Below are 25,922 nucleotides of genomic sequence, written 5' to 3'. Positions count from 1 at the left end.
CGATGTCGGCCGAGATATCGAGGGGTGACCCGCTGCTGCGGGTCACCTCCCTGGTGAAGGACTTTCCGGGCCTGCGGGCGCTCGACGACGTCTCGCTCGAGGTGCGCGGCGGCGAGGTGGTGGCCGTGCTCGGCCACAACGGCTCCGGGAAGTCGACCCTGGTCAAGGTCCTCGCGGGCAGGTACGCCGCTGACGGCGGCACCGTCGAGCTTCCCGCTTCGGACGGCGAAGAGGCAGCCGAGCTGCACTTCATCCATCAGGATCTCGCGCTGGTCGGTGCGCTGACCGCTGTCGAGAACCTGAACCTGATCGGCTCGGCCCGACTGCGGCCCCATGACAGTCGGGCCGAGCGCCGCCGTGCCGTCGAGCTCGTCTCCCGGTTCGGGGACGCGTTCGACGTCACCGTTCCGGTCGCGTCCCTGACGCCCGGCCAGCGTGCGATCGTCGCGATCGCCCGCGCCTTGGACGGCTGGACGCACCCGCGCAACGTGCTCGTCCTGGACGAGCCCACCGAGTCGCTGCACGGTGCCGAGGTGGAGGTCCTCTTCTCGGCGGTCCGCCGTCTCGCGGTCGACGGTGCGGGCGTCATGTTCATCTCCCACCGCCTCGACGAGGTCTTCGCGCTCGCCGACCGGGTCGTGGTGCTGCGCGACGGACGAGTCGTCGCCGCGGAGCCGGTCGACGGACTCGACCACGACCGGCTCGTCGAGCTCATCACCGGCGCCACCTCGGCGCAGATCGAGGCCCACCAGCCCCAGGACGTACGCAGCACCGACCCGGTCCTGAGCGTCCGTGGCCTGCGCGGTGGCGCCATCGAGCACCTCGACCTCGATCTGCACCCGGGCGAGGTCGTCGGCGTCGCCGGCGTGCTCGGCTCGGGCCGGGAGGCGGTGCCCTCGCTGCTCTTCGGCGCGGTGCGGTCCCAAGCGGGGAGCTTCACCGTCGACGGTGCTGTCGTCCTGGCGCCGACCCCGGCGACCAGCATCCGGCGCAACGTCGCCTTCGTTCCGGGCGATCGCGCCCGGCACGGCTCCACCGCCCAGATGAGCGCCCGGGAGAACCTCACTTTGCCGCAGATGCGCACCGTTCTCGGTGCCGGCGGCGCCATCAACACCCGTCGCGAGCGCACGGAGGCGGAGCGCCGGCTGGCTGCGTACGACGTTCGTCCGCATCGCACCGAGCAGCGGTTCGGGCTGTTCAGCGGGGGCAACCAGCAGAAGATCGTGCTGGCCAGGTGGCTGCGTGACGACCCGCTGGTGCTGCTGCTCGACGAGCCGACCCAGGGCGTCGACATCGGCGCCAAGACCACCATCTACGAGGCGGTCGGGCAGGCCGCGGCCAACGGGACCGCGGTGCTGGTGAGCTCCTCGGACACCAAGGAGCTGCTGCGGCTCTGCGACCGCGTGCTCGTCCTGCGAGACGGCCGCCTCGCAGCCGAGCTAGCCGGTGCGACGCTCACCGAGCACCGCCTGCTCGTCGAGGGCTACGGCCTGACGCCCGACCACCCCGAGAGCCAGAACCAAGGACCATCGTGAACCTGCGCGCACTCTCCTTCCGCAACATCAGCGCCGTCTACATCTTCGTGGTGATGTTCGTCGTCTTCTCGATCTGGATCCCGGACCGGTTCCTCCAGATCGGCGTGTGGCGCTCGATCCTCGACGCCGAGGCGCTCACCGGGCTGGCCGCGCTGGCGGCTCTGATCCCGCTGGTCACCGGCTCGCTCAACCTGGCCATCGGGGCCCAGGTCGGTTTCACCGCGATCCTGTCGGCCTGGCTGCTGGCCAAGGCGGGGCTTCCGATCCTGGTCCAGCTCCCGCTGGTGCTGGTGGTCGGCGCACTGATCGGCTGGGTCACCGCGGTCGTCATCACCCGGCTGCGCGTGGAGCCGATCGTGGCCACGCTGGCGATGAGCTCCATCCTGCTCGCCGGGATGGCGTGGGTCTCCGGCAGCCAGCAGATCCTCGACCTCGGCCCCTCCTACCGTACCCTCGCCACGACGCAGTGGGCCGGTGTGACGGTGCCGGTCTACATCCTGTTCGCGGTGGCCCTGGTGAGCTGGTACGTCCTCGAGCGCACCCCCGTCGGCCGCCGGATGTACGCCTCCGGATTCAACCCCGACTCCGCCCGGCTCGCCGGCGTCGGCGTGGCTCGGATCCAGACCGGCGCGCTGATGGCCGGCGGCGCGATCGCCGCGCTGGCCGGTGCCCTCCTCACCAGCCGCCTCAACGCCGGTGACCCGACCGTCGGGCCGTCGTTCCTCCTCCCCGCGCTGACCGCTGTGTTCCTGGGGTCGACCCAGTTCCGGGGCGGGCGGTTCAACGTGTGGGGCACCCTGGTGGCGATGTACGTCCTCGCCGTCGGCATCAAGGGCCTCCAGCTCGGCGGCTCACCGCGCTGGGTCAACGACCTCTTCTACGGCGTCGCGCTCATCCTCGCGGTTGCGCTCTCCCAGTGGGAGACCCGCGGCCGCATGCTCTGGCGCGGCCGCCGGAGATCCGGGGAGCCCGAGCAGCCGGCAGAGGCCGAGCCGAAGGTCACGACCCCGGCCGGACACTCCTGATCCGGGACAGCGCGAAGGAACGTACGTCGTCCTCCACCCGGGCCGCGAGGGAGCCGCCGTCGATGCCCACGGGCTCGACGCGGGCCTCACCGGCGACCCCGCGGCCGTCGACGTAGGAGATCACGACCTGCTCCCCGGCATCGATGGCCTCGTGGAGGATCGCCATGGTCGAGGCCGGCTCGGGTGGCAACGGGCGGGAGGCGGCGGTCTCGTCGCCGGCCTGGATGCGCGCGGCCACCGCGGTCGCGCGCACGGTGAGTTGGGCTTCCTGGGCACCTGCTGGGCGCGGCGCGTTGCGGGCCTTGGCGCGTTTGGCATCGGGACGCGCGACGTGGACCGTCCCGTCGGGTGCCTCGACGACCGGCGCCAGTCCCAGCTCGCGCAGCCGGGGGAGGAGCGAGTCGAGCGCGACGGTGCTGACGACGACCGTCGGCGCCAGCCGCCGCAGCCCCAGCGACTCGGCCGCCGGATGGGCCAGCAGCTCGGCCAGCGCCGCCTCGTCGTCGCTGCGCAGGTAGGCGGCGGCGAACCCGACCCGGACCGTCCCGAACGTACGCGCCGTGTCGTCGACCAGGTAGGTGAGCGCCTGCGGAACGGGGGTGCGGGAGGCGGCGGTGAGGAACGCGTGGATCTCGGTGGCGGTCCAGCCGCGGTCCATCGCCCGGCGCACGGACTCCTTGGTGAACCGGTAGACCGTCGCTCCGCCGTGCGACTCCACCGTCGCCACCACGGCCAGCGTGCGAGCCAGCGCCGGCTCCAGCGGCCCCGGTGCGACCGCGGTCAGGTCGCCCTGGAGCAGCACGTGGTCGACCGGCTCCGGCAGCAGCCCGGCCAGGGTCGGGACCGGGTCCTCGCCGGCCACCAGCAGGCGACCGTACGCAGCCAGCCCGCCGAACGCGGTGAGCCCGAGGCTCTCCGCCTCGGTGAGCGCCCAGGCCACCAGCGACTCGCGAGACTCGGTGCGGGTGCGCGGCCGGCGCGGCCGCTCCCAGGCCAGCCTCGCCACGACCGCGGCCGGACCGGTGCCCGCGGCGAGCACCTCGCCGTCCGGAAGCCCGGCGAGCAGGCCCAGCGTCAGCCGCCGGGTCTCCACGGCCGAGGCGCCGGCCAGGTCGGGCGCCAGCGCGTTCCACGTCTTCCCAGCCGGGTCACGCTGCCCGACGAGGCCGGGAAGGCGCGGCGAGGCCAGCCAGGCGCCGGCGACGTGCGCCCAGCGGGCCGCCAGTGGCTGCTGGAGCCACTGGTCGAAGAGCTCGGTCGGCATCCAGGACGGGTCGCCCTCCTCGTCGGTGCCCAGCGCGAGCAGCCCCGAGGACCAGGCGACCTCGATCAGCAGGGCCGCGCCCGGTTCGGTGAGGTGGAGCCGCTCGGCGGTCGCCCGCAGGTCGCGCACGGTCAGCCCCGCCCCGCCGCGCAGCGACCGGGGTGGCGCGGCGCTCCAGGCGTCGAGGAGCAGCTCGAGGTTGCGTACGAGCTCGAAGGCGGCGCCCGCGGCCGCGCGGTCGACCAGCGTGGACGTCCGTGAGGAGGTCGGCAGGGGCGGTGGGACGTCCACGGGGTCGGCCGTCGTCCGTCCGCCCCGCAGCGCGAGCCCGACCTCGCCGGGCAGGGTCAGCATGCCGTCGCCCGAGGACACCAGCAGCCCGTGGGCGATGAGCTCCTCCGCCGGTCCGGCCGCCTCGGCCACCGAGACGCCCGGGCGCGCGCGGGAGGAGGAGGCCTGCCCGCCGCCGGCGTCGACGGCCGCCAGCATCGCGCGCGCCTCTGCCGACACAGCCGGCAGGCTGCGTACGCCTTCTTGCTGGTCAGCGGCGAACGGCTGCAGCCCCGAGGTGCCCGGCGAGCCCCGCAGCAGGGCCGCGACACCGGTCACCGCGCGCAGGCCGTCGAGGGAGCGCCACACCAGGCAGGTGTCCTCCAGATGAGAAAGTGCCCGTGTCGCGGCGTCCACTTCAGCGTTCACCATGGAAGATAAGTGGGCTTTGGTGGTTTGATTCGCGAGGACAACGGCATCAAGCACGATCAGCTCGAGATGGTTAAGGTCATCCATCGCGGAGTGCAAGGATGTGCGAGTGGCTGCTCGGGCGGCGAGTTGGCCGGAGTCATGAGGGGACGGCGTGGCGAGATCAGGACGAGCAAGAAGCAGGCGTGAGATGCGCTCTGTGGGCCAAGAGCGCAACTGGTCTGCGAGAGAGCGGAAGCCTGTGTCCATCGGCATCACGCTATCCCGGCAGGCCTAGGGGGCGAGATGTCCAGGAAAGTAGTGATCGCGCACGGGGCCGCGACAGATGTCGGCCAGGTGCGGAAGGTCAACGAAGACTCCCATGTGGCCGAGCCACCGGTCTTCGTCGTCGCGGACGGTATGGGCGGTCACGACGGTGGTGACATCGCCAGCGAGATGGTGATCCAGGAGTTCGCCAAGCTCGGCGGCACCCATTACGTGTCCGAGTCCGGCAGCCAGGCGATGGTTGAGGCCCTCCAGTCGGCCCAGGACCGGATCGTGGCCTTCGCGCTCGAGCAGCGCTCGCGCGGGGCCTCCGACTATCAGTCCGGCACCACCTGCGCCGCGGCTCTGATCGCCGACGGCGGAAGCAGTCCGTTGTGGATCCTGCTCAACGTCGGCGACTCGCGTATCTACCGATACTTCGACGGCACGCTGAGCCAGCTCAGCCGCGACCACAGTCTGGTCCAGGAGCTCGTCGACTCGGGGCAGATCACGCGCGAGCAGGCCGAGCACCACCCGGAGCGCAACGTGGTGACCAGGGCGCTGGGCGGGATGGCCCCGGCCGTCCCCGACATCTTCCAGGTGACCCTGCCGGTGGGCGCGCGGCTGATGCTGTGCTCGGACGGCGTGAGCGGAATGATCTCGGATTCTGAGATCGCCGACATCCTCGCGGCGGAGGACACCGACGCCCGCGACACGGCCGAGAAGCTCGTCGCCGCCGCGGTGGAGGCGGGTGGCAGGGACAACGCCACCGCGATCGTGGTCGATGTGATGGGATTGACGGAGGAGAACCCGTATGACTCGGAGCAACAAAGGGTGAGTATGGAGCAGAAGCTAGGAGTGCTGCCATGAGTGAGCGTCAGCGAGCGACCTCAGGCCTCAGGCGGCCACGTCCGTATTCTGGCGCTTGCGCCACGGAGGTGGCCGCATGAGTGAGCGACAGACAGCGACCATCGCAAGCACGTCCTACACGCCGGGCACATGGTTCGGCATCATCGGTGAGAGCGCCACGGTGCTGCTCCCGCCCTCGGAGAAGAGCCGCGCGGGCGCCCTGTGGGCGCTCGTCGACGACGGTGCCGGGTTCGACGAGGTGCTCGACGCACTCGTCGCGACCGGCTTGAGCTCGTTGCCGGGCTTCGTCCTCATCTCCGGGGACGTCACGCCTGACGGCGGGAGCGTGCGCACGGTCGTACGCGGCCCGTCCGTGGTCTCGTTCGAGGCTGGTGAGGGCGCCGTCGAGGTCGACGGCTCGTCGTCGAAGACGTGGGTCGAGCGCACCCTCGAGGGTGTCACCAGGATGTCTGTCTCGCTCGGCGAGGAGGGCGCGACCGGTGAGCCGATGACGGCGCTGGGTGGCCTGCTGCGGGTCTCGGGTCTCGAGGTTCCGCCGCCGGCCCCGGAGTCCACCCAGGACGACTCGCCGGAGAGCCGAGCCGGTTTCGTACCTGCCCCGGTGGCGGTCGAGGAGGGCTCCGACGAGAGCGTCGACGAGCCGGCCGCGGGCGATCCGCTCACCGACCCTCTTCCCGAGGAGAACTACCCCGAGTTCGCCGACGACCTGGACTCCGCCGAGGAGCAGGGCCTCGACGAGGACGAGCCGGTCGCGGCTCCGCCATCGCTCTCTGTCGTTCCGCCGATTCCGGTCTCGGGTGACCTCCCCGGTCTCGCGGCCGACTCGCAGCCGGACTCCGACACGGAGGCAGACCTCGGCCCGGAGCCCGACTTCGACGCGGACTCCGAGTCGGACGAGCCGATCTCGGTCAACCGCGGCGACGAGTCCGGCGAGGCATCGGCGCCGCGTCACGACGACCTGACCGAGCCGACCGAGGCGTTCGAGATGCCGGCCGCCTCCCAGGACGCCGACGAGCAGGACTTCCCCGAGCCCGCCTCCGGTGGCTACGAGGACGACTACGCCAGCGACGAGCACGCCGCTGCCGTGGCATCCTCCTTCGGTCCCTCCGCGGTCTCCCCGGAGCCCGTGGGCGACACGGACGCGGCTTTCGACGCGGAGACCGAGGTCCTCCCGGCCGTCGACGAGCAGTCGTACGACGAGCCCGAGTCCTACGGCGAGCCGGACTCCTACGACGAGCCCGAATCGGCTCAGGCGCCCGGCTTCGGTCCGCCCTCGGTGCCGCCTCCGCCGCCGCTGACGACGCCTCCGCCGCCTCCGGTGGACGCGCCGCCCGCTCCCTTCGAGGACGCACCGGCCGAGGGTCTGATCGACGCTGCCCCGAGCGACGCACCGATCGAGGCGCCGCCCTTCGACGGCCCGCCGACCGGTGCGCAGCCGACCGACATCCCTCCGGCACCCCCGGCCCCTCCGGCGTTCCCGGCCCCGCCCGCGCCGCCGGCTCCGCCCGTGGCGCCGGTTCCCGAGACCCACGACGAGCCGGTCTGGGAGGAGCCCAACCCCGATGAGGACGACCACGACGGTCTGACCCGCATCGGCGTCGGCGAGGACCTCAACGCCGGTCTCGCCGGGATCCCCGGCCAGCCCGAGGCACCGAAGGTGACCGCCTACCCGGTCGCACGCCTGGAGTTCTCCAGTGGCGACCGCGTCGAGGTCGACCGGGTCGTCCTGGTCGGCCGCGCCCCCGAGGCGAGCCGGTTCACGCCCACCGAGCAGCCGATGCTGGTGACCGTGCCGAGCCCCCACCAGGAGATCTCCTCGACCCACTGCGAGATCCGTCCCGGTGCCGGTGTCGACCACGGCGCCGCAGTGGTCACCGACCTCGGCTCGACCAACGGCACAGTGCTGGTCCAGCCCGGTCTCGGCCCGGAGGATCTACGCCCCGGCGTACCCGTCCAGCTCATGCCGGGCGCTGTCATCGACCTCGGTGACAGCCTGACGATCCGGGTGACCAACCCATGATCGATCGGCTCTCGCTCGTGTCGCCGTTCTCCCACGTGGAGACGGCGGCATGAGCGAGCGCCAGCGAGTGAGGATGGGCCTCAGGCCGCCGCGTCCGTATTCTTTGTCTTCTCGTACGGAGGCGGCGGCATGAGCGTGGCCGGTCTACCGGCCCCAGCCGTCGAGGCGGCGATCGCGGAGCCGGACCGCCGGTTCTACGCGTTCGCGATCGACCGGGTGATCGCCTGGGCGATCTTCGCCGCTGCGGGGTTCGCCGCCTGGCTGATCTTCTTCCGCAACGACAACCCGCTTCCCGGTGTCGGCCTGATCGCCGGCGTGGTGCTGGCGGTCTGGCTGGTCGGCACCGTACTCACCGGCTCCGGGGGCAAGACCCCCGGGAAGATGGCCCTCGGGCTCCGCGTGGTCAGCGACGACTCCGGAACCGCGGGCCGGCCCATCGGTGTCGGCAAGGCGTTCGTGCGCCAGGCCCTGCTCGGTCTCTGCACGATCCCGACGCTCGGCATCGGCACCGCCACCTTCGCGTGGGTCGCGGCGATGGACGACCGTGGCCGGCGCCAGGGGTGGCATGACCGCCGTGCTGGCTCGGTCGTGGTGGACGTACGTCCTCCGGCGGTCGTCGAGGCCGAGGAGGAGGCCCCCGCGCCGCGCCGCATCGTCAACCTGACCACCATGCGCCTGAAGCAGGCCGAGGCGACCCCGGAGCGGGCCGAGCGGCCGCAGACCCCCGCCGCCCCGACCCAGAGCGCCGCTCAGGCGGCGGCCGAGGCTCAGGCAGCCCAGACTCAGGTCCCGGCTCCGATCGCCCGCCAGGCTCCGGCGGCCCCCGTGCCGCCCGCTCCACCTGCTCCAGCCGCCCCGCCCGCCCCGCCGGCCCCGCGCGCAGCGCAACCGGCGGCGCAGCCGGCCCCTCCGCCGCCGCCCGCACCCACGGCGCCGCCCGCGGCAACGGCTCGCTGGCGGGTCACGTTCGACACCGGCCAGAGCTTCGTGGTCGAGGGGCTCGCCATCGTCGGTCGCGGCCCCGAGCCGCGTCCCGGCGAGGAGGTCGCCCACCGGGTGGCCCTCTCCTCCAGCGACATGTCCCTGTCCAAGACCCACGCCCAGTTCCAGGTCGCGGCCGACGGAACGCTCGTGGTCATGGACCGCGGCTCCACCAACGGCACCACCCTGATTCGTAAGGGTGCCGCCCGCGCTCTCGGCGCCCGCCGCCCCGCGGCCCTCGTCGACGGCGACAAGGTCAAGTTCGGCGACCGCACCATGGACGTGGTGCGCGAGGCCTGACCCCTTCCGCCGAATCTGCACATGTGGCGGGTCGAATCTGTAGCTGTGGGCGACGAAACTCCGGTTTCGTTGCCCACAACTGCATTCTCGGCCGCCACAACGACCGACTCGGCGGGGAGTGCTCAGTCGACGGAGTCGAAGGTCTCCGGGCGGTGCTCGACGCCGAAGCGGTCGGTGGGCCAGAAGACGACGGCGACGCGGCCGACGACGTCGGAGACGGGTACGAAGGCGTTCGAGCAGGCCTCGTCGCCCGACTCCTGGCGTTCGGGGCTGCACAGGTGGAAGGACGAGTCGGCGGAGTTGGCGCGGTTGTCGCCCATCACGAAAAGCCGGCCCTCGGGGACCACGGCCTTCCAGCCCCGGCAGCCGCCCTGGACGTACGACCCGTTGTCCTGCGCCATCGGGCCGGCGCAGGTCTCGGAGGGAGCGATGAAGGAGGACTCGTCCAAGGACGTGCCGTTGACGACGATGCGCCCCGACTCGCAGCACTCCACGGTGTCGCCCGGGACTCCGATGACCCGCTTCACCAGATGGTCGCCAGTCGGGTAGAGCCCGATCTTGGCGAGCACGGCCCGGAAGCCGGTCGGCGCAGGTGCGATCTGGTTGGCGGAGAGCCAGCCGCCGGGATCGGTGAAGACGACGACGTCGCCGCGTTCGGGCGTGCCGCCCATCCAGTAGGAGGGCTTCTCCACCAGCACGCGGTCGTTGACCTCCAGCCCGGGCTGCATCGACTCCGAGGGGATGTAGAACGCCTGGGCCAGGAACGTCTTGATGATGACGGCGAGCAGGATCGCTGTCGCCGCGATGACCAGGATCTCGATGAGCGACCCCAGAAGTCCCTTCTGCCGTCGGCTCGAACCCGTCGACGCCCCCAGCTCTGCCCCCATGGTGAGACCCTATCCAGACGACGGTCCGGGCCCGGACGCTATCCAGAATTCACCAGCGCGCACTGATCCACCAGCCGGCCTCCCGGCGTCGCGCCGCAGGAGCCCCTGGGGCGCGCGGATAGGGTCGAAGCGTGTCCGACCTCGACCAACGGCTCAACGCTCTCGAAGCGGATCTCAAGACTCGGGGCAGCGTGCTGGTCGCCTTCTCCGGCGGCGCCGACAGCGCGTTCCTCCTGGCGGCCGCGACCAGGGCTCTGGGCAGCGACGACGTCGCCGCGGCGACGGGCTACTCGCACAGTCTCCCGATCGCCGAGAGGGACCCGGCCGCCGATTTCGCGAGGAGCCTCGGCGTACGCCTCATCACCCCCCAGACCCACGAGATCGAGCGGGAGGGCTACCGGGCCAACGGCACCGACCGGTGCTTCTTCTGCAAGGCCGAGCTGCTCGACACCCTCGTGCCGCTGGCCAGGGAGCTCGGCCTCGCCCACGTGGCCACCGGCACCAACGCCGACGACGCGATCGAGGGGCTCAACGGCCTCCGGCCCGGTATCCGCGCGGCCGCCGAGCGTGGCGCGATCACCCCGCTCAGGGACGCCGGGCTGACCAAGGCGCAGATCCGTGAGGCCTCGCGCCGCTGGGAGCTGCCGACCTGGGACAAGCCGGCAGCGGCCTGCCTCTCCAGCCGGATCGCCTACGGACTCGAGGTCACCCCGAGGCGCCTCGCGCGCGTGGAGAGAGCAGAGCAGGGCGTACGCAGCGTCCTGGCCGCCCGTGGCCACGACGCGGCCAGGGTGGACCTGCGGGTGCGTGACCACGGGGAGAAGGCGACCGTGGAGCTGTCCGCTACCCTCCTGCCTCTCGACCCCCACCATGCCGACGAGGTGCTCAAGACCGTGACAGACGCAGGATTCCCAGCCGCGGAGATCGACCCGCGGGGCTTCCGCTCCGGATCGATGAACCAGAAGGCAGTCAGGTGAGGGAGCGTCAGCGAGCGAACCATGAGCGCATCACGCCGTCGCGTTCGTATTCTGGCGCTTGCGCTACGGAGGTGACGGCGTGAGGGAGTTCTGGGACACGATCACCGCGACCCAGACCGTCCCCGAAGCGCCTTGGCTGGTCGGCGCCGGGCTCGTCGCCCTGGTGCTGGTCGTGTGGCGCGGGACCTGGCGCACCGTACGTCTCGGTGTCACGGTCGTCCACGAGGCCGGGCACGCGGTGGTGGCGGTCCTGGTGGGGAGGCGCCTGGCCGGGATCAAGCTCCACTCCGACACCTCGGGCGTCACCCTCTCGCGCGGCAAGCCCTCGGGGCCAGGGATGGTGGCGATGCTCGCCGCCGGCTACCTCGCCCCAGCGCTCCTCGGACTGCTCAGCGCGACCATGCTCGCCGCCGGCCACGCCCTGGGGCTGCTGTGGCTGCTGGTGGCGGCGATGCTCGTGCTGCTGCTGTGGGTACGCAACGGCTACGGCCTCGTCGTCCTGCTGGTGCTCGGCGCCGCTCTGGGTGCGATCAGCTGGTACGCCGACGGCCGCATCCAGACCATCGTCGCGACGCTGGTCACCTGGCTGCTCCTGCTCGCCTCACCGAGGCCGCTCCTGGAGCTCCTCGGCCGCGGGGAGCGCGGTCGCCGCGGCTCCGACCCCGACCAGCTCGCCGGCCTGACTGGCATCCCGTCGGTGCTCTGGATCCTCGTCCTGCTGGCGGTGAACGTCGCCGGCCTGGTGGTCGGCGTGCAGACCCTGATCCCCGACCTGAGCTGGATCTAGAGCTCGAACTCGTCGGCGATCTGGCGCAGCGCGGGGGAGACCTTCTTGGCCAGCTCGCGCGTGGGCGGTCGGCCCTGGGCGTAGCCGTCGCGGATGTCGTCGAGGAGCTTGATCACGTTCTCGACGATCAGCTCCATCTCCTCGGGCTTGCGGCGCTTGGCGGCACGCTGGCGCCCGGCGACGGACGGGGAGCGCTCGAGGACGGTCACCGAGAGCGCCTGCTCACCGCGGCGCCCCTGGGCGATGCCGAACTCCACCCGGGTGCCGGCCTTCAAGGTCTTGGCAGCGCCCTCGGGGAGCGCGTCGGCATGGACGTACACGTCCGGACCGTCGTCCTGCGACAGAAACCCGAAGCCCTTGGTGGCGTCGAACCACTTGACCTTGCCAGTAGGCACGGCAGCTTGCCCCTTCCTCGCGCATCAGCGCTTCAAACGTACGTCGCCCGGCGACTGTGACGGCCGACGCGGGAGAGCCTAGTCCTCAGCGCCCAGAGATGCGTGAGGTATTCCCCTCTGCGGCCGTCGACGGCGTCCACGGACGGGTCGCCGTCTCGTCCCAGGCGTGGGCGAGGCCTATACTCCGCCTACCCCTCCATAGATTTGCAAATGATTTCGTACACCATTGGTAATCGAGACCAGTTATGACGTAAGTTTACGGTCGCCAAAGACTGCAGACAGGTACGCCCGGGTGCCAGCAGACTTCGCGGCGGGGGACTGGGGTGTGCGCCACAGAGGGTGCATGCCTCTCGGGAATGATGTGACATGGCCACGAGAGGGAGTAATGGCCGAGCCATACGCAAGCACAACCCACCGTCCGGAACGTAAGCCCTGGCAGGGAATTCGAGCGCGCCTCATCTTCGTGCTGCTCATCCCGACCATCGCGGCGATGGTGTTCGGCGGGTTGAGCATTTCGCGCGCCCTCTCAGCCCAGGCGGAAGCACGCCAGGCCGAGACTGTCGCCCAGGCACTGCCTGACACCTACCAACTCGCGATCAACATTCTGTTCGAGCGGGACGGAGCGCTCGCGGGCGTTCCCGAGGTCGTCATGCGGCCGCTGCAGCAGAAGACCGACGAGTCGATCGAGGCCTGGAGCGCCAAGGCGAAGGAGATCGACGCCGGCGACGACAAGGACCTCGAGAACAGCATCGTCGAGATCCAGCAGGCGCTCAACGGCATCGACGACCTGCGTGCGCAGATCCAGGAGCGGGACACCCAGGTCGAGGCCCAGCTGGCCTACACGACCGTGATGAACAACCTCTTCGGGATCTCGGCGCAGATGCCGACCCTGGAGAACGACGAGGTCTTCTCCAAGATCGCCGCGATCAGCAACGTGCGTCCGGCTTCGGAAGCCATGGGCGTCGAGCGCATGATCATGATGAAGGCTCTGAGCGCGAAGGCGGTCAAGGAGGGCCAGGGCGCGGTCAACCCCGACGTCCTCAGCGACGAGGAGTTCGCAGAGCTCGCCCGCGCCGAGGCCAAGTGGCGCCTGTCCACGGCCGACTACTACGCGAAGACGTCCGACAACATCCGTCAGCAGCTCGACGAGCTGACCAACGACACCACCGACGAGGGCGCGATCGGAGCCCCCGCCCACCGGGTCGTCAACCAGGTGATCTCCAGCGGCAGCACGGACCGGGTCAAGATGACCCCGGACCAGTACACCCAGGCCAGCACGGAGTTCATCCGTGGTCTGCAGAAGATGATCGTCCAGACCGCGCAGGAGATCAGCGACGACGTCGAGCAGATCAAGGACGACGCGACCCGAGACGCCATCGTGATCGGGCTCCTCGTTCTCGGTGTGCTGATCTTCGCCCTCGCCGTCGGCCTGGTCGCGGCCCGTTCGATCCTGTCGCCGCTGAGCCAGCTGCGTCGCCTGGCCTACAACCTGGCCAACCACGACCTTCCTGAGCGAGTCGCCTACATGAACCAGGCCGAAGGCCCGGTGGACACACATGTGGAGCCCCTGGACATCGCGCGTCGAGACGAGATCGGTGACGTCGCGGACGCGTTCGACGCCGTCCACGTCGAGGCGATCCGGCTGGCGGGCGAGCAGGCCGAGCTGCGTACGAACGTCGACAAGATGTTCATGAACCTCTCCCGCCGTTCGCAGAGCCTCGTCGAGCGTCAGCTTCAGCTCATCGACCAGCTCGAGGCCAACGAGCAGGACCCCGACGACCTCGCGAACCTGTTCCGCCTGGACCACCTCGCCACCCGAATGCGCCGCAACGACGAGTCCCTCCTGGTCCTCGCCGGTGGCGAGATCGGCCACGCGGCTCGTGGTCCGGTGCCGGTCCTCGACGTCCTCCGTGCCGCGGCCTCCGAGATCGAGCAGTTCGCCCGGGTCGACATCGACTCGGACGAGAACGCCGAGTTCGAAGGCGCGATCGCGGGTGACCTCGTGCACCTGCTCGCTGAGTTGATCGAGAACGCGACCAACTTCTCCCCGCCCGACACCGCGGTCACGATCCGCACCTTCCGCGCCGGCCCCGCCGCGCCGCTGCTGGTCGAGATCGAGGACCTCGGTATCGGCATGACGCCGGAGGAGCTCGACGCGGCCAACATGAAGCTGCGCCGTGCGACCGGCCTCGACGCCGACGTCGCCCGGATGATGGGTCTGGTCGTGGTCGCGCGCCTGGCGGCGCGTCACGGTCTCTACATCGAGCTCGTTCCCAACCGCCCCCGCGGTGTGGTCGCGCGCGTCGAGATGCCGGTCACCACGATCGTCGGCGCTCACGCGGAGGCTCCGTCCGGCCAGCAGCAGGGCTTCGACGCCTACGCCTTCCAGCAGGGCGGCTACGGCCAGCAGACCGGCGCCTACCCGGGCACCGGCGAGCTTCCCTACGAGATGCAGTACGGGATGCCCGCCTACGACGCCCAGCCGTACGCCGGCGGCAACCCCTACGACGTGCCCGTCGGTGCTCTTCCGGCCCCCGAGGCGCCCGCGGCCTCCGCCGCAGCGCCCCCGGCGCTGCCGAGCCGTACGCCTGGCGCCTCCAACCACCCCAACCTCTCGGGTGGTGGCGCGTCGGCCTTCCCGCAGCAGGGTGCCAACGGCCACTCGGGCCAGCACAACGGCTTCGGGCAGGGCGGACCGCAGACGGGCCAGCAGCCCGCTTTCGGCGGTGTCCCGCCGATGCCGGGTGACCCGGGCTTCGAGGGTCCGGGGGCGCGCACGGGCAGCTTCCCGGCGCAGCCGCAGCAGTTCAGCGGTGGCCAGCCGCAGTACGGGGGAGACCCGTTCGGTGGCGACCCGTTCGGTGCCAACCAGCCGCCGGCGCCGCAGCAGAGCCCCAGCGGACAACAGCAGAACTTCCTGTCCAACATGCTGCCGGTTCGCAAGGCCGAGGACCTGGCCGCGCGCTTCCCCGACGGTCGCTTCGACCCGAGCACCGAGACCGGCGACCTGCCGCGTCGCGACCCGGACGGCCAGGGCGGAAGCCCGTTCGGCACCGACACCGGCGCGTTCCGCACCTTCGAGCGCCCCAACGAGCGCACCACGCCGCGTACGCCGCCGCCGGGCTTCGGTCCCGACGACGACCCGTTCGGTCCTGCCGGTGACGCGATCGCCCCGAGCCCGATGGGCCCGATGGCACCGGAGCCGACCAACTCGCCGAACCCGCTCGACTCGACCACCGAGGTTCCGATCCTCGATGACGAGGGCAGCTCGATCTTCGACGACCTCCAGTCGGAGTGGTTCACCCGTCGTCGCCCGCTCGGTGCACGCCGGGCGATGGAGTCCAAGGGCGACCCGCTCAGCGACCCGATCGCCCCGGCCGCCAAGGCCGGCCCGGGACCCAAGCCCAACGAGACCCGTCCGGCGGGCGCGCCGATCGACGAGCCGGTCGACGAGCCGGTCGCCCAGGACGACGAGCCGACCACGCCGATGAGCTGGTCCTCGCCGGGCGACGAGGGCTGGCGCCGGGCGCAGGAGCTGGAGCACCTGCAGGAGCAGGAGCCGGCGACCATCACGCAGGGTGGCCTCCCCGTCCGCGTCCCGGGCCAGAACCTGATCCCAGGCGCTGCGCCTTCGGTCACACCACCGTCATCAGGTCCGCGTAACATGGACGCGCGCCGCACCCGTGGCATGTCCAGCTTCCAGAAGGGCGTCAGCCGCGCCCGCAACAACCCCGCTGAGGCGGAAAGCAACCCCGAAGGTGAGGAGCAGCAGTGACAACGGCCCCCGCAGGACTGGACTGGCTTGTCGACAGCCTGACCCAGCGCACCCCTGACATCGCTCACGCGATCTTGGTGTCGGCTGATGGCATGCCGATGGCCAGCTCCGTCGACTTCCCCCCGGACCGGGCCGACCAGCTCTCGGCGATCGCCTCCGGTCTCACCAGTCTTACCCAGGGAGCGGCTCGCTGCTTCGCGGCGGGTAATGTCCAGCAGATGGTCATCGAGATGGACGGTGGCTATCTGGTCCTCATGGCGGTTGGTGAGGGTTCCAGCCTTGCTGCCCTCGCCGCCCCCGACTGCGATCTGGGACAGGTTGGCTACCAGATGCAGCTGTTGATCTCGCGTGTTGCCACCGCCCTCACCCCCGATACCAGAACCGGCGCCTGATCAGTGCCCCGACCCTAGGACCGAGATCGTGAGCAACCACGCATCCGAACCGCCGCCGCTGGTCAGGCCGTACGCCCTGACCCGTGGCCGCACGCAACCCAAGCGTGTCTTCCCGATGGAAGCACTGGTGATCACTGACCGTTACGTGATCGACGGCTACGTCCGGTCGCCCGAGGAGCGGACGATCGCAGAGCTCTGCCGCGAGAGCCGTTCCGTCGCTGAGGTCGCGGCGCTCATCCGGGTGCCCCTGGGTGTTGCCCGAGTCTTGATCGGTGACCTTGCGGAGCGCGGCGTGGTGCAGGTGCACGCCAGCAAGGTCCCGGACGCCCCGGACACCGCTCTCCTCGAGCGCGTGCTGTCCGGCCTGAGGAAGCTTTGACAGGAGTAATGCAGTGACCACCGACTCCAAGCAGGCGACGATGTCTGCGAAGATCGTCATCGCCGGCGGGTTCGGCGTTGGTAAGACGACCTTCGTGGGATCCGTCTCGGAGATCGTCCCCCTGACGACCGAGGCCGTGATGACGCAGGCGACCGCCGGCGTCGACGACCTCTCCGCAGTGCCCAACAAGAAGACGACCACGGTCGCGATGGACTTCGGTCGAGTCTCCCTCGACTCCGACCTGATCCTCTACCTGTTCGGCACCCCCGGTCAGAACCGGTTCTGGTTCATGTGGGACGACCTGACCCAGGGCGCCATCGGCGCTGTGGTGCTCATCGACACCCGTCGCCTCGCCGACTCCTTTGGCGCGATCGACTACTTCGAGTCCCGCAACGTGCCGTTCGTCGTGGCCCACAATGTCTTCGGCGCCAACCAGGCCTACAAGCCGGAGCAGATCCGTGAGGCCCTGGCTCTGCGCCCGGACATCCCGATCGTCACCTGTGACGCTCGCGACCGCCAGTCGACCAAGGCGACGCTGATCTCGCTCGTCGAGTACGTCCTCTCCATGGTCTCCACGCGCGCTCTTCAGTAGCCAAGCGTCACCAACACCCGCCGCAGCCCCGCTCCGGCGGGTGTTGGCGTTTCAAGGGCTGCCGTGACTGTGCAGTAGAGGCGTACGTCTGGGAGGATCACGCGTTGTGCGGAAGTTCAGGTTGTGGTGGCGCAAGGTGACCCCGAAGTGGCACCTGAGGCGCCTGTGGGTGAAGATGTGGTCCGTGATCACGACCCCGTACGCCGATGCGACGGCCGTCGCTGCCGTCGACGAGGCCCGCGCCGCGCTCCTGTCCGACGTGCCAGCCGGTGACGTCGGAGAACATCTCGGCCATGTGGTCGAGAAGGGTGCTGGCCCGGGCGTCGTGACCCACCTGTTCGCCTGCGCCCGCAAGGGCTACGTGGGGTGGCACTGGTCGGTCACGGTCGTCTATGTCCCCGTCGTCGGCGACAAGACCGAACTGACCGTCAACGAGGTCGTCCTCGTCCCCGGTGACGCCGCGATCGTGGCGCCCGCCTGGGTGCCCTACCGCGAACGGATCAAGCCGGGCGACCTCTCGCCCGGTGATCTGCTCCCGGTCGAGGACGACGACGCCCGGCTGGTCCCGACGTACGCCTTCGGTGACGACCCGCTCGACGCCGACGAGAAGGCTCAGGTGCGGGAGGTCGCCAAGGACCTCGGCCTCGGCCGCGTCCGGACCCTGTCCATCTCCGGCTTCGACGCTGCCGCCGAGCGGTGGTACGCCGGTGACGGCGGTCCCGAAGCGCCGCTCGCCCAGGCCGCCCCCGACCAGTGCCACAGCTGTGGCTTCCTGGTCCGGCTGACCGGTCACCTGGCCACGAGCTTCGGTGTCTGCGCCAACGGCGACGCCAACGACGACGGCAAGGTGGTCAGCCTCAACCACGGGTGCGGCGCGCACTCGGAGGTGCGGCTGGCGAAGAAGCACGAGCCGCAGCCGCTGCCCGACCCGGTCTTCGACACGATCAGCGACGACGCCGAGCCGTTCTAGCCGTCAGGCGAGACCCTCGGCGCGCAGCCGGCGGGCCTTGCGGCGCCGGGTCAGCTCGATGCCGATCGCGCCGATCCCGAAGGCGGCCAGGCAGGTCCAGATCCACCAGGTCCAGCCGCGGTCGTTGAGCAGGCCCCAGAACGGGAGCAGAGCCACGAACCCGACCAGCCAGCCGAGGGTGGCGAGCTCGAAGGCGCGGATGCCGTCCTGGTCGACGAGCTCGATCTTCGGCTCCGGGGCGGCCTGGACCGGCTCCTCGGCAGCCGGCCCGTCGTAGCCGTAGTCCTGGGCGTAGCCGCCCTCCTCGGGGTAGTAGTCGCCCTCGTACCCGTCGTACTGCTGCTCCGGGTAGGTGCCGGAATAGTCGTCGTCGCGGTACTGGTCGCTCATGGGACCTCATCTTATGGGTCACCACCAGCCGGTAGGGTGGGGGAGGAACGCTGACGACTTGGAGGTCCCTGATGGCTTCGCTCCGCTGCCCGTGCGGCACCAACTTCCGCACGGAGACCGACGACGAGCTGGTCGAGCAGGTGCAGCAGCACCTCGCTGAGGCTCACCCCGGCCGCACCTACAGCCGGGACGACATCCTCATGCTCGCTGCGATGTCCTGACCCTGTGACGGCGCCCTCCTCAGGGCGCCGTCGCTTCCGGGAATAGTTAGCGCCGGTAAGCAGTTATGCTTACCGACATGCCTACCGCACAGCCCGCCTCCGTCTCTGACGCGGCCTCCGACATCCCCGAGGTCGCCTCGGTGCTACGCACCTCCGTCATGCGGATGCGCCGCCGACTGGCCAACGAGCGCCACCCCGACAACGACCTCTCCCTGGGGTCGATGGCGGTGCTCGGGGCGTTGTACGCATGCGACGAGATGACCCTCGGCGTCCTCGCCGGGCGCGAGCGCGTCCAGCCGCCGAGCATGACCAGGATGGTCAACTTCCTCGAGCAGGGCGGCTACGTCGTCCGCCGCCAGGGTGAGACCGACCGCCGCCAGGTGCTGGTCTCGATCACCGACAAGGGCCGCCGCACCGTACGCAAGGACCGGCTCAGCCGGGACGCCTGGCTCGCCCAGCAGCTTGTCGACCTCGATGCGGACGAGCTCGCCGCCCTCCGCACAGCCGCTTCGATCATGGAGAGAATAGCCACCAGTTGAGTCCCACGTTCCGTTCCCTGCGCAGCCACAACTACCGCCTCTACCTAGCCGGCAGTGTCGTCTCCAACGTCGGCACCTGGATGCAACGCATCGCCCAGGACTGGTTGGTCCTGAGCCTGGGCGGCGGGGGAGCGGCACTCGGTATCACCACCGGTCTGCAGTTCCTGCCCATCCTCCTGCTCAGCCCCTACGCCGGGGTCATCGCCGACCGCTTCCCGAAGCGGCGTCTGCTGCAGGCGGCCCAGGGCTGGATGGCCCTGATGTCGCTCCTGCTCGGTGTGCTCGCGGTGAGCGGCCACGCCGAGGTGTGGATGGTCTACGTGATCGCGTTCCTCTTCGGCACCGGTGCCGCGTTCGACGGGCCCGGCCGGCAGTCGTTCGTCTCGGAGATGGTCCACCCCGACGACCTCACCAACGCCGTCGGTCTCAACTCGGCTTCGTTCAACCTCGCCCGTCTGATCGGGCCGGCGCTGGCCGGGCTCCTCATCGGCTGGCTGGGCAGCGGTCCCGAGGCGACCGGCTGGGTGATCCTCGTCAACGCGGTCTCCTACCTCGCCGTGATCGGCCAGCTGCAGCGGATGAACACCGCCGAGCTGCACTCGCCCGATCCGGTTGCGCGGCGCAGCGGGATGCTGCGTGAGGGCCTCGCCTACATCCGTACGCAGCCCAAGATGTTGATGGTCCTGGTGATCATCTTCTTCGTCGGCACCTTCGGGGCGAACTTCCCGATCACCTCGGCCCTGATGGCGACCGAGGAGTTCGGCAAGGGCGCCAGCGAGTACGGCCTGCTCGGCACCGTCCTGGCCATCGGCTCGCTCTCCGGCGCCCTGCTCGGTGCCCGCCGCACCCGGATCCCGCTCAAGCTGATCGTGCTTGCGGCGACTGGGTTCGGCCTCACCGTCATCGTGTCCGGGATGATGCCGACGTACGCCCTCTTCGCCCTGATCTCGCCCGTCCTCGGCTTCTTCACGATCACCACCCTCAACGCCTGCAACGCCACGATGCAGACCGAGGCGGCCCCGGAGTTCCGTGGCCGGGTGATGGCGATCTACATGACCGTCCTGATGGGCGGTACCCCGCTGGGCGCTCCGCTCATCGGCTTCGTCGGCGAGCACTTCGGCGCCCGCGCGACCCTGTACGCCAGTGGCGCTCTGGTGTTGGTGGGTACGCTTGCGGGGGTGCTGGTCCTCGCCGCGCTCAGAGGTGGTATCCGGGCCGTTTTGACCCCCTCTCAGGCCGCCGGGTAGCCTCTGGAGCGTGTCTGGGACAACCAGGCCGTCGCGCGTGCCCGGAACAAGCTCGAGAAATGGGTCTCGGACCCGGGTTCGGCGCCCTCAAGTGGGGATTCGGTTCGAAAGATCCGTCTTCGTGCTGTTGAGGTAAGGGCGACACGCCCGACCTCGGGGGCTAGGCGGGACCAGTTGGTATCGCACCACCTGGACGCACAACATTGGATCCTTCGCGGCAGAGCGCCGCGTAGTGAGAGCAGAAAAGAAGGGGAACCACCGAGGTGCCCACCATCAACCAGCTGGTCCGCAAGGGCCGCGAGGACAAGGCGACGAAGTCGAAGACGCCTGCCCTCAAGGGATCGCCGCAGCGCCGTGGCGTCTGCACGCGCGTCTACACCACCACCCCGAAGAAGCCGAACTCCGCCCTCCGGAAGGTCGCCCGTGTGCGCCTCTCCTCCGGCGTCGAGGTCACCGCTTACATCCCGGGTGTGGGTCACAACCTTCAGGAGCACTCCATCGTGCTCGTCCGCGGCGGTCGTGTGAAGGACCTCCCCGGCGTTCGTTACAAGATCATTCGCGGCACGCTCGACACCCAGGGTGTCAAGAACCGCAAGCAGGCCCGCTCGCGCTACGGCGCGAAGAAGGAGAAGTGAGATGCCTCGTAAGGGTCCCGCTCCCAAGCGTCCGCTCGTCGTCGACCCCGTCTACGGTTCCCAGCTGGTCACCCAGCTGGTGAGCAAGGTCCTGCAGGACGGCAAGAAGCAGGTTGCGCAGCGCATCGTCTACACCGCCCTCGAGGGCTGCCGCGAGAAGACCGGCACCGACCCCGTGGTCACGCTCAAGCGTGCGATGGACAACGTGAAGCCGGCCATCGAGGTCAAGTCCCGCCGCGTCGGTGGCGCGACCTACCAGGTTCCGATCGAGGTCAAGGGCACGCGTGGCACCACGCTCGCGCTGCGCTGGCTCGTCGGCTACGCCCAGGACCGTCGTGAGAAGACGATGGCCGAGCGCCTGATGAACGAGATCCTCGACGCCAGCAACGGCCTCGGTGCCGCTGTGAAGAAGCGTGAGGACACCCACAAGATGGCCGAGTCCAACAAGGCCTTCGCGCACTACCGCTGGTGACGTACGGCGGGGTGCTTGCATCACAATGTGGGCACCCCGTCCATCCAGACCGAAGACAATCTCTTTAAGGAACGCTGAAGACAGTGGCCGTCGACATCACCACGGACCTCAATGTGGTCCGCAACATCGGCATCATGGCGCACATCGATGCCGGTAAGACCACCACCACCGAGCGCATCCTGTTCTACACCGGTATCTCGTACAAGATCGGTGAGGTCCACGAGGGCGCAGCCACGATGGACTGGATGGAGCAGGAGCAGGAGCGCGGCATCACGATCACGTCTGCCGCGACGACCTGCTGGTGGAAGGACCACCAGATCAACATCATCGACACCCCGGGGCACGTCGACTTCACCGTCGAGGTGGAGCGTTCGCTGCGCGTCCTGGACGGTGCCGTCGCAGTGTTCGACGGCGTTGCCGGTGTCGAGCCGCAGTCGCAGACCGTGTGGCGTCAGGCGAACAAGTACGCCGTCCCGCGGATGTGCTTCGTCAACAAGCTCGACCGCACGGGTGCCGACTTCTACATGGTCGTCGACTCGATCGTCGACAAGCTGCACGCCACCCCGCTGGTGCTGCAACTGCCGATCGGTGCCGAGTCCGACTTCATCGGCGTCGTCGACCTCATCGAGATGAACGCCAAGGTCTGGCGCGGCGAGACCGCCCAGGGTGAGGACTACGTCGTCGAGGAGATCCCTGCCGACATGGTCGACAAGGCCGCCGAGTGGCGCGAGAAGCTCGTCGAGACCCTCGCCGAGGCCGACGACGACATCATGGAGGTCTACCTCGAGGACGGTGACGTCTTCGACGCGCCGACCCTGAAGGCCGCCGTCCGTCGCGCCACCCTGGCCGACAAGCTCAACCCGATCCTCACCGGCACCGCGTTCAAGAACAAGGGCGTCCAGCCCCTGCTCGACGCGATCGTCGACTACCTGCCCTCGCCCGTCGACGTCGAGTCGATCGTCGGTCACGACGTCAAGGACGAGGAGATCGAGGTCGCTCGCAAGCCTTCCGAGGACGAGCCCTTCTCCGGTCTGGTCTTCAAGATTGCCTCCGACCCCCACCTGGGCAAGTTGTTCTACCTGCGCGTCTACTCCGGCAAGGTCGAGGCGGGTGCGACCGTGGTCAACCCGATCAACGGCCGCAAGGAGCGCATCGGCAAGATCTACCAGATGCACGCCAACAAGCGTGAGGAGATCAACTCGGTGGGCGCCGGCCAGATCGTGGCCGTCATGGGTCTGAAGGACACCAAGACCGGTCACACCCTGTGCGACCCGGCCAACCCGGTCGTCCTGGAGTCGATGAGCTTCCCGGCCCCCGTGATCGAGGTCGCCATCGAGCCGAAGACCAAGGGTGACCAGCAGAAGCTCGGCACGGCGATTCAGCGCCTCACCGAGGAAGACCCGACTTTCACGGTCAAGACCGACGAGCAGACCGGCCAGACCATCATCGCTGGTATGGGTGAGCTCCACCTCGAGGTCTTCGTCGACCGGATGAAGCGCGAGTTCAAGGTCGAGGCCACCGTCGGCAAGCCGCAGGTCGCCTACCGCGAGACGCTTCGCAAGAAGGTCGAGAACCACAGCTACACCCACAAGAAGCAGACCGGTGGTTCCGGTCAGTTCGCGAAGGTCGTCATCTCCGTCGAGCCCAACATCGACGAGGAGACCGGCCAGGGTGCGGGCTACGAGTTTGTCAACAACGTCACCGGTGGTCGCGTTCCGAAGGAGTACATCCCCTCGGTCGACCAGGGTGCGCAGGACGCCATGGAGTTCGGTATTCTCGCCGGCTTCCCCATGGTCGACGTGAAGGTCTCGCTCGAGGACGGCGCCTACCACGACGTCGACTCCTCCGAGCTCGCCTTCAAGATCGCCGGCAACCAGGCCTTCAAGGAGGCCGCGCGGATGGCCAAGGCCGTCCTGCTGGAGCCGATGTTCGCCGTCGAGGTCACGACCCCCGAGTCGTTCCTCGGCACCGTTATCGGCGACATCAACTCGCGTCGCGGCCAGGTGTCGTCTCAGGAGGAGCGCCACGGCGACATGGTCGTCCAGGCTCTCGTTCCGCTGTCCGAGATGTTCGGGTACGTCGGTGACCTCCGGTCCAAGACCAGCGGTCAGGCGTCGTACTCGATGGAGTTCGACTCGTACGCCGAGGTTCCCACGAACGTCGCCGACGAGATCATCAAGAAGGCCCGCGGCGAGTGACCTTCGGGTCGCCCGACCAGGGACTTCGGCAGCAACACCACTCAGTACGAGTCAGTAAGAAAATCACACCAGGAGGAGCCCACAGTGGCTAAGGCGAAGTTCGAGCGGAACAAGCCGCACGTCAACATCGGCACCATCGGTCACATCGACCACGGTAAGACCACCCTTACCGCGGCGATCTCGAAGGTGCTGCACACGAAGTACCCGGACCTGAACCCGGAGTTCGCGTTCGAGGACATCGACAAGGCCCCCGAGGAGCGTCAGCGCGGTATCACGATCTCGATCGCGCACATCGAGTACCAGACCGAGACGCGTCACTACGCTCACGTCGACTGCCCGGGTCACGCGGACTACATCAAGAACATGATCACCGGTGCCGCGCAGATGGACGGCGCGATCCTCGTGGTCGCCGCCACTGACGGCCCGATGCCGCAGACCAAGGAGCACGTGCTCCTGGCCCGCCAGGTCGGCGTGCCCTCGATCGTCGTCGCGCTCAACAAGTGCGACATGGTCGACGACGATGAGCTCATCGAGCTCGTCGAGATGGAGGTGCGCGAGCTCCTCTCCGAGTACGAGTTCCCGGGTGACGACCTGCCGGTTGTCCGCGTGGCCGCTTACCCCGCCCTGCAGGGCGAGCAGAAGTGGATGGACTCGGTCGCCGAGCTCATGCAGGCCGTCGACGACTACATCCCGACCCCGGCCCGTGAGACCGACAAGCCGTTCCTGATGCCCGTCGAGGACGTCTTCACGATCACCGGTCGTGGCACCGTCATCACCGGTCGTATCGAGCGCGGCATCGTCAAGGTCGGTGAGGAGGTCGAGATCGTCGGCATCCGCGAGACCTCGCAGAAGTCGACCGTTACCGGCGTCGAGATGTTCCGCAAGCTGCTCGACGAGGGCCAGGCTGGTGAGAACGTCGGTCTGCTGCTCCGTGGCACCAAGCGCGAGGACGTCGAGCGCGGCATGGTTGTCATCAAGCCGGGCACCACGACCCCCCACACCAACTTCGAGGGCTCTGTCTACATCCTCTCGAAGGAGGAGGGTGGCCGTCACACCCCGTTCTTCAACAACTACCGTCCGCAGTTCTACTTCCGGACCACGGACGTGACCGGCGTTGTGACCCTCCCCGAGGGCACCGAGATGGTTATGCCGGGTGACAACACCGAGATGTCGGTCGAGCTCATCCAGCCCATCGCGATGGACGAGGGTCTGAAGTTCGCTATCCGTGAGGGCGGTCGCACCGTCGGCGCGGGTCGGGTCACGAAGATCATCAAGTAAGTGATCGTCTGATCCAACGTGGAGGGCCCCCGGAGCCGCAAGGCGAAGGGGGTCCTTCGCGTTGGACCAGATGCTCCTTGCTTGCCGAGTCAGCGCGGGCACGAGATCAAGGCAAGAAAAGATGACAGACCCAAACCACCCAGTACGCCCCGCAAGGCCCCACCAGAAGCTCCTCGACGACGGCCGCACCGTAAGAGAGGTCCTCACCTACACCCGCCGCGGCAGCCGCCTGGACCCCAAGCAGCAGAAGGCCTGGGACGCGTACGCCGCCGAGTGGGTGATCCCCGACGAGGCGGTGGACGAGCCGGGCTTTTCCCTGGAGAGCTGGTTCGGTCGCAAGGCACCCCTGATCGTCGACATCGGCGGCGGCGTGGGAGAGGCAACCGCGGTACTGGCGGCCAACCGCCCCGAGGCGAACATCCTGGCCCTGGAGGTGTGGCGGCCCGGGGTCGCCGAGAGCCTGGCCCGCGTAGGTGCGGCAGGTGCGACGAACGTACGTTTCTGCAGCGTCGATGCGCTCTGGACGCTCGAGAACCTTGTCGACCCGGGGTCGGTCAGCGAGATCTGGACGTTCTTCCCCGACCCGTGGCACAAGACCCGCCACCACAAGCGGCGCCTGGTGACACCTACGAACGCGCGGATGATCGCGGAGCGACTCGCCCCCGGCGGGACCTGGCGACTGGCCACCGACTGGGTCGAGTACGCCGAGCAGATGACCGAGGTCCTCGACGCGGAGCCGCTGCTGAGCGGCGGTGTCGTCGAGCGCTGGGACGAGCGCCCGGTGACCAAGTTCGAGCGCAAGGGACTGGCCAAGGACCGGGTCATCACCGACCTGCTCTACCGGCGTTGAC

At 69.3% G+C, this 25,922-nt stretch carries 24 protein-coding genes; 20 read left to right on the top strand and 4 right to left on the bottom strand.

Annotated elements, in window-relative coordinates; translation table 11 throughout:
* The first annotated feature begins 2 nt into the window (after nt 1-2).
* Together ABZ796_RS06380 and ABZ796_RS06375 are read left to right on the top strand one after the other, a co-directional pair.
* Nucleotides 3-1,535, top strand: a complete 1,533-nt coding sequence (locus tag ABZ796_RS06380) for a sugar ABC transporter ATP-binding protein (protein ID WP_357335486.1) — start codon at nt 3-5, stop codon at nt 1,533-1,535.
* A complete protein-coding gene (locus ABZ796_RS06375; protein ID WP_357335485.1) occupies nt 1,532-2,560 on the top strand; it encodes an ABC transporter permease in 1,029 nt (342 codons plus the stop codon). The genes ABZ796_RS06380 and ABZ796_RS06375 overlap by 4 nt, the downstream gene beginning before the upstream one ends.
* On the opposite strand, the gene ABZ796_RS06370 is transcribed toward ABZ796_RS06375, so the two are convergent.
* Nucleotides 2,535-4,526, bottom strand: coding sequence for a helicase-associated domain-containing protein (locus tag ABZ796_RS06370; RefSeq protein WP_357335483.1), 1,992 nt, complete (start codon nt 4,524-4,526; stop codon nt 2,535-2,537). The genes ABZ796_RS06375 and ABZ796_RS06370 overlap by 26 nt on opposite strands.
* 282 nt (nt 4,527-4,808) lie before the next feature.
* Here ABZ796_RS06370 and ABZ796_RS06365 point away from each other — a divergent pair, with 282 nt between their 5' ends.
* The 3 genes from ABZ796_RS06365 (at nt 4,809) to ABZ796_RS06355 (ending at nt 8,937) form a co-directional block, all read left to right on the top strand.
* A complete protein-coding gene (locus ABZ796_RS06365) occupies nt 4,809-5,636 on the top strand; it encodes a protein phosphatase 2C domain-containing protein (RefSeq protein ID WP_357335481.1) in 828 nt (275 codons plus the stop codon).
* A 76-nt stretch (nt 5,637-5,712) separates the two neighbouring features.
* Nucleotides 5,713-7,656 (top strand): FHA domain-containing protein, encoded by a 1,944-nt coding sequence (locus tag ABZ796_RS06360; protein WP_357335479.1) that lies wholly within the window; start codon nt 5,713-5,715, stop codon nt 7,654-7,656.
* A 129-nt stretch (nt 7,657-7,785) separates the two neighbouring features.
* Nucleotides 7,786-8,937, top strand: coding sequence for an RDD family protein (locus ABZ796_RS06355; RefSeq protein WP_357335478.1), 1,152 nt, complete (start codon nt 7,786-7,788; stop codon nt 8,935-8,937).
* A 122-nt stretch (nt 8,938-9,059) separates the two neighbouring features.
* On the opposite strand, the gene lepB is transcribed toward ABZ796_RS06355, so the two are convergent.
* Nucleotides 9,060-9,824 (bottom strand): signal peptidase I, encoded by a 765-nt coding sequence (gene lepB / locus ABZ796_RS06350; protein WP_357335476.1) that lies wholly within the window; start codon nt 9,822-9,824, stop codon nt 9,060-9,062.
* Nucleotides 9,825-9,955: 131 nt separating this feature from the next.
* On the opposite strand from lepB, the gene ABZ796_RS06345 reads away from it, so the two are divergent.
* Together ABZ796_RS06345 and ABZ796_RS06340 are read left to right on the top strand one after the other, a co-directional pair.
* Nucleotides 9,956-10,801 (top strand): ExsB family transcriptional regulator, encoded by an 846-nt coding sequence (locus tag ABZ796_RS06345; RefSeq protein WP_357335474.1) that lies wholly within the window; start codon nt 9,956-9,958, stop codon nt 10,799-10,801.
* A gap of 79 nt (nt 10,802-10,880) precedes the next feature.
* The gene (locus ABZ796_RS06340; RefSeq protein ID WP_357335472.1) at nt 10,881-11,588 is read left to right on the top strand and encodes a M50 family metallopeptidase; all 708 of its coding nucleotides are present in this window, start codon (nt 10,881-10,883) and stop codon (nt 11,586-11,588) included.
* Here ABZ796_RS06340 and ABZ796_RS06335 read toward each other — a convergent pair.
* Nucleotides 11,585-11,983: a cold shock domain-containing protein gene (locus ABZ796_RS06335; RefSeq protein WP_357335471.1), complete on the bottom strand. Its 399-nt coding sequence runs from the start codon at nt 11,981-11,983 to the stop codon at nt 11,585-11,587. The two genes, ABZ796_RS06340 and ABZ796_RS06335, sit on opposite strands and share 4 nt — an antisense overlap.
* A gap of 463 nt (nt 11,984-12,446) precedes the next feature.
* Here ABZ796_RS06335 and ABZ796_RS06330 point away from each other — a divergent pair, with 463 nt between their 5' ends.
* The 5 genes from ABZ796_RS06330 (at nt 12,447) to ABZ796_RS06310 (ending at nt 18,091) form a co-directional block, all read left to right on the top strand.
* Nucleotides 12,447-15,758 carry a nitrate- and nitrite sensing domain-containing protein gene (locus ABZ796_RS06330; RefSeq protein WP_357335469.1) on the top strand — a complete coding sequence of 1,104 codons (3,312 nt, stop codon included), beginning with the start codon at nt 12,447-12,449 and terminating at the stop codon, nt 15,756-15,758.
* Nucleotides 15,755-16,150, top strand: coding sequence for a roadblock/LC7 domain-containing protein (locus ABZ796_RS06325; RefSeq protein WP_008360946.1), 396 nt, complete (start codon nt 15,755-15,757; stop codon nt 16,148-16,150). Before ABZ796_RS06330 ends, ABZ796_RS06325 begins: the two co-directional genes overlap by 4 nt.
* A 28-nt stretch (nt 16,151-16,178) precedes the next feature.
* Nucleotides 16,179-16,529: a DUF742 domain-containing protein gene (locus ABZ796_RS06320; RefSeq protein WP_008360948.1), complete on the top strand. Its 351-nt coding sequence runs from the start codon at nt 16,179-16,181 to the stop codon at nt 16,527-16,529.
* Nucleotides 16,530-16,569: 40 nt separating this feature from the next.
* Nucleotides 16,570-17,121 (top strand): ATP/GTP-binding protein, encoded by a 552-nt coding sequence (locus ABZ796_RS06315; RefSeq protein WP_084101379.1) that lies wholly within the window; start codon nt 16,570-16,572, stop codon nt 17,119-17,121.
* Between the two features lie 175 nt (nt 17,122-17,296).
* The gene (locus ABZ796_RS06310; RefSeq protein ID WP_357335512.1) at nt 17,297-18,091 is read left to right on the top strand and encodes a DUF3027 domain-containing protein; all 795 of its coding nucleotides are present in this window, start codon (nt 17,297-17,299) and stop codon (nt 18,089-18,091) included.
* 3 nt (nt 18,092-18,094) lie between these two features.
* Here ABZ796_RS06310 and ABZ796_RS06305 read toward each other — a convergent pair whose 3' ends face one another.
* Nucleotides 18,095-18,481 (bottom strand): DUF2530 domain-containing protein, encoded by a 387-nt coding sequence (locus ABZ796_RS06305; protein WP_357335468.1) that lies wholly within the window; start codon nt 18,479-18,481, stop codon nt 18,095-18,097.
* A 71-nt stretch (nt 18,482-18,552) separates the two neighbouring features.
* On the opposite strand from ABZ796_RS06305, the gene ABZ796_RS06300 reads away from it, so the two are divergent.
* The 8 genes from ABZ796_RS06300 (at nt 18,553) to trmB (ending at nt 25,921) form a co-directional block, all read left to right on the top strand.
* On the top strand, nt 18,553-18,702 hold the full coding sequence (locus tag ABZ796_RS06300) for a DUF1059 domain-containing protein (protein ID WP_357335466.1): 150 nt from the start codon (nt 18,553-18,555) through the stop codon (nt 18,700-18,702).
* Nucleotides 18,703-18,779: 77 nt separating this feature from the next.
* A complete protein-coding gene (locus ABZ796_RS06295; protein ID WP_357335464.1) occupies nt 18,780-19,241 on the top strand; it encodes a MarR family transcriptional regulator in 462 nt (153 codons plus the stop codon).
* On the top strand, nt 19,238-20,488 hold the full coding sequence (locus ABZ796_RS06290; protein ID WP_357335463.1) for an MFS transporter: 1,251 nt from the start codon (nt 19,238-19,240) through the stop codon (nt 20,486-20,488). The genes ABZ796_RS06295 and ABZ796_RS06290 overlap by 4 nt, the downstream gene beginning before the upstream one ends.
* A gap of 263 nt (nt 20,489-20,751) precedes the next feature.
* Nucleotides 20,752-21,123, top strand: a complete 372-nt coding sequence (rpsL, locus tag ABZ796_RS06285) for a 30S ribosomal protein S12 (RefSeq protein ID WP_091052356.1) — start codon at nt 20,752-20,754, stop codon at nt 21,121-21,123.
* A 1-nt stretch (nt 21,124) separates the two neighbouring features.
* The gene (gene rpsG / locus ABZ796_RS06280) at nt 21,125-21,595 is read left to right on the top strand and encodes a 30S ribosomal protein S7 (protein WP_141806234.1); all 471 of its coding nucleotides are present in this window, start codon (nt 21,125-21,127) and stop codon (nt 21,593-21,595) included.
* An 83-nt stretch (nt 21,596-21,678) separates the two neighbouring features.
* Nucleotides 21,679-23,793 (top strand): elongation factor G, encoded by a 2,115-nt coding sequence (fusA, locus tag ABZ796_RS06275; protein WP_357335461.1) that lies wholly within the window; start codon nt 21,679-21,681, stop codon nt 23,791-23,793.
* A gap of 84 nt (nt 23,794-23,877) precedes the next feature.
* Complete coding sequence (gene tuf, locus ABZ796_RS06270) at nt 23,878-25,071, top strand: elongation factor Tu (protein ID WP_357335459.1); 1,194 nt, start codon at nt 23,878-23,880, stop codon at nt 25,069-25,071.
* Between the two features lie 121 nt (nt 25,072-25,192).
* The gene (gene trmB, locus ABZ796_RS06265) at nt 25,193-25,921 is read left to right on the top strand and encodes a tRNA (guanosine(46)-N7)-methyltransferase TrmB (RefSeq protein WP_357335458.1); all 729 of its coding nucleotides are present in this window, start codon (nt 25,193-25,195) and stop codon (nt 25,919-25,921) included.
* Nucleotide 25,922: the final 1 nt, after the last annotated feature.

The sequence above is a fragment of the Nocardioides sp. NPDC047086 genome (assembly GCF_040643685.1).
GTDB lineage: Bacteria > Actinomycetota > Actinomycetes > Propionibacteriales > Nocardioidaceae > Nocardioides.
Note: the sequence above shows the minus strand (reverse complement) of the source record. Positions and strands in the feature narration are given on the sequence as shown.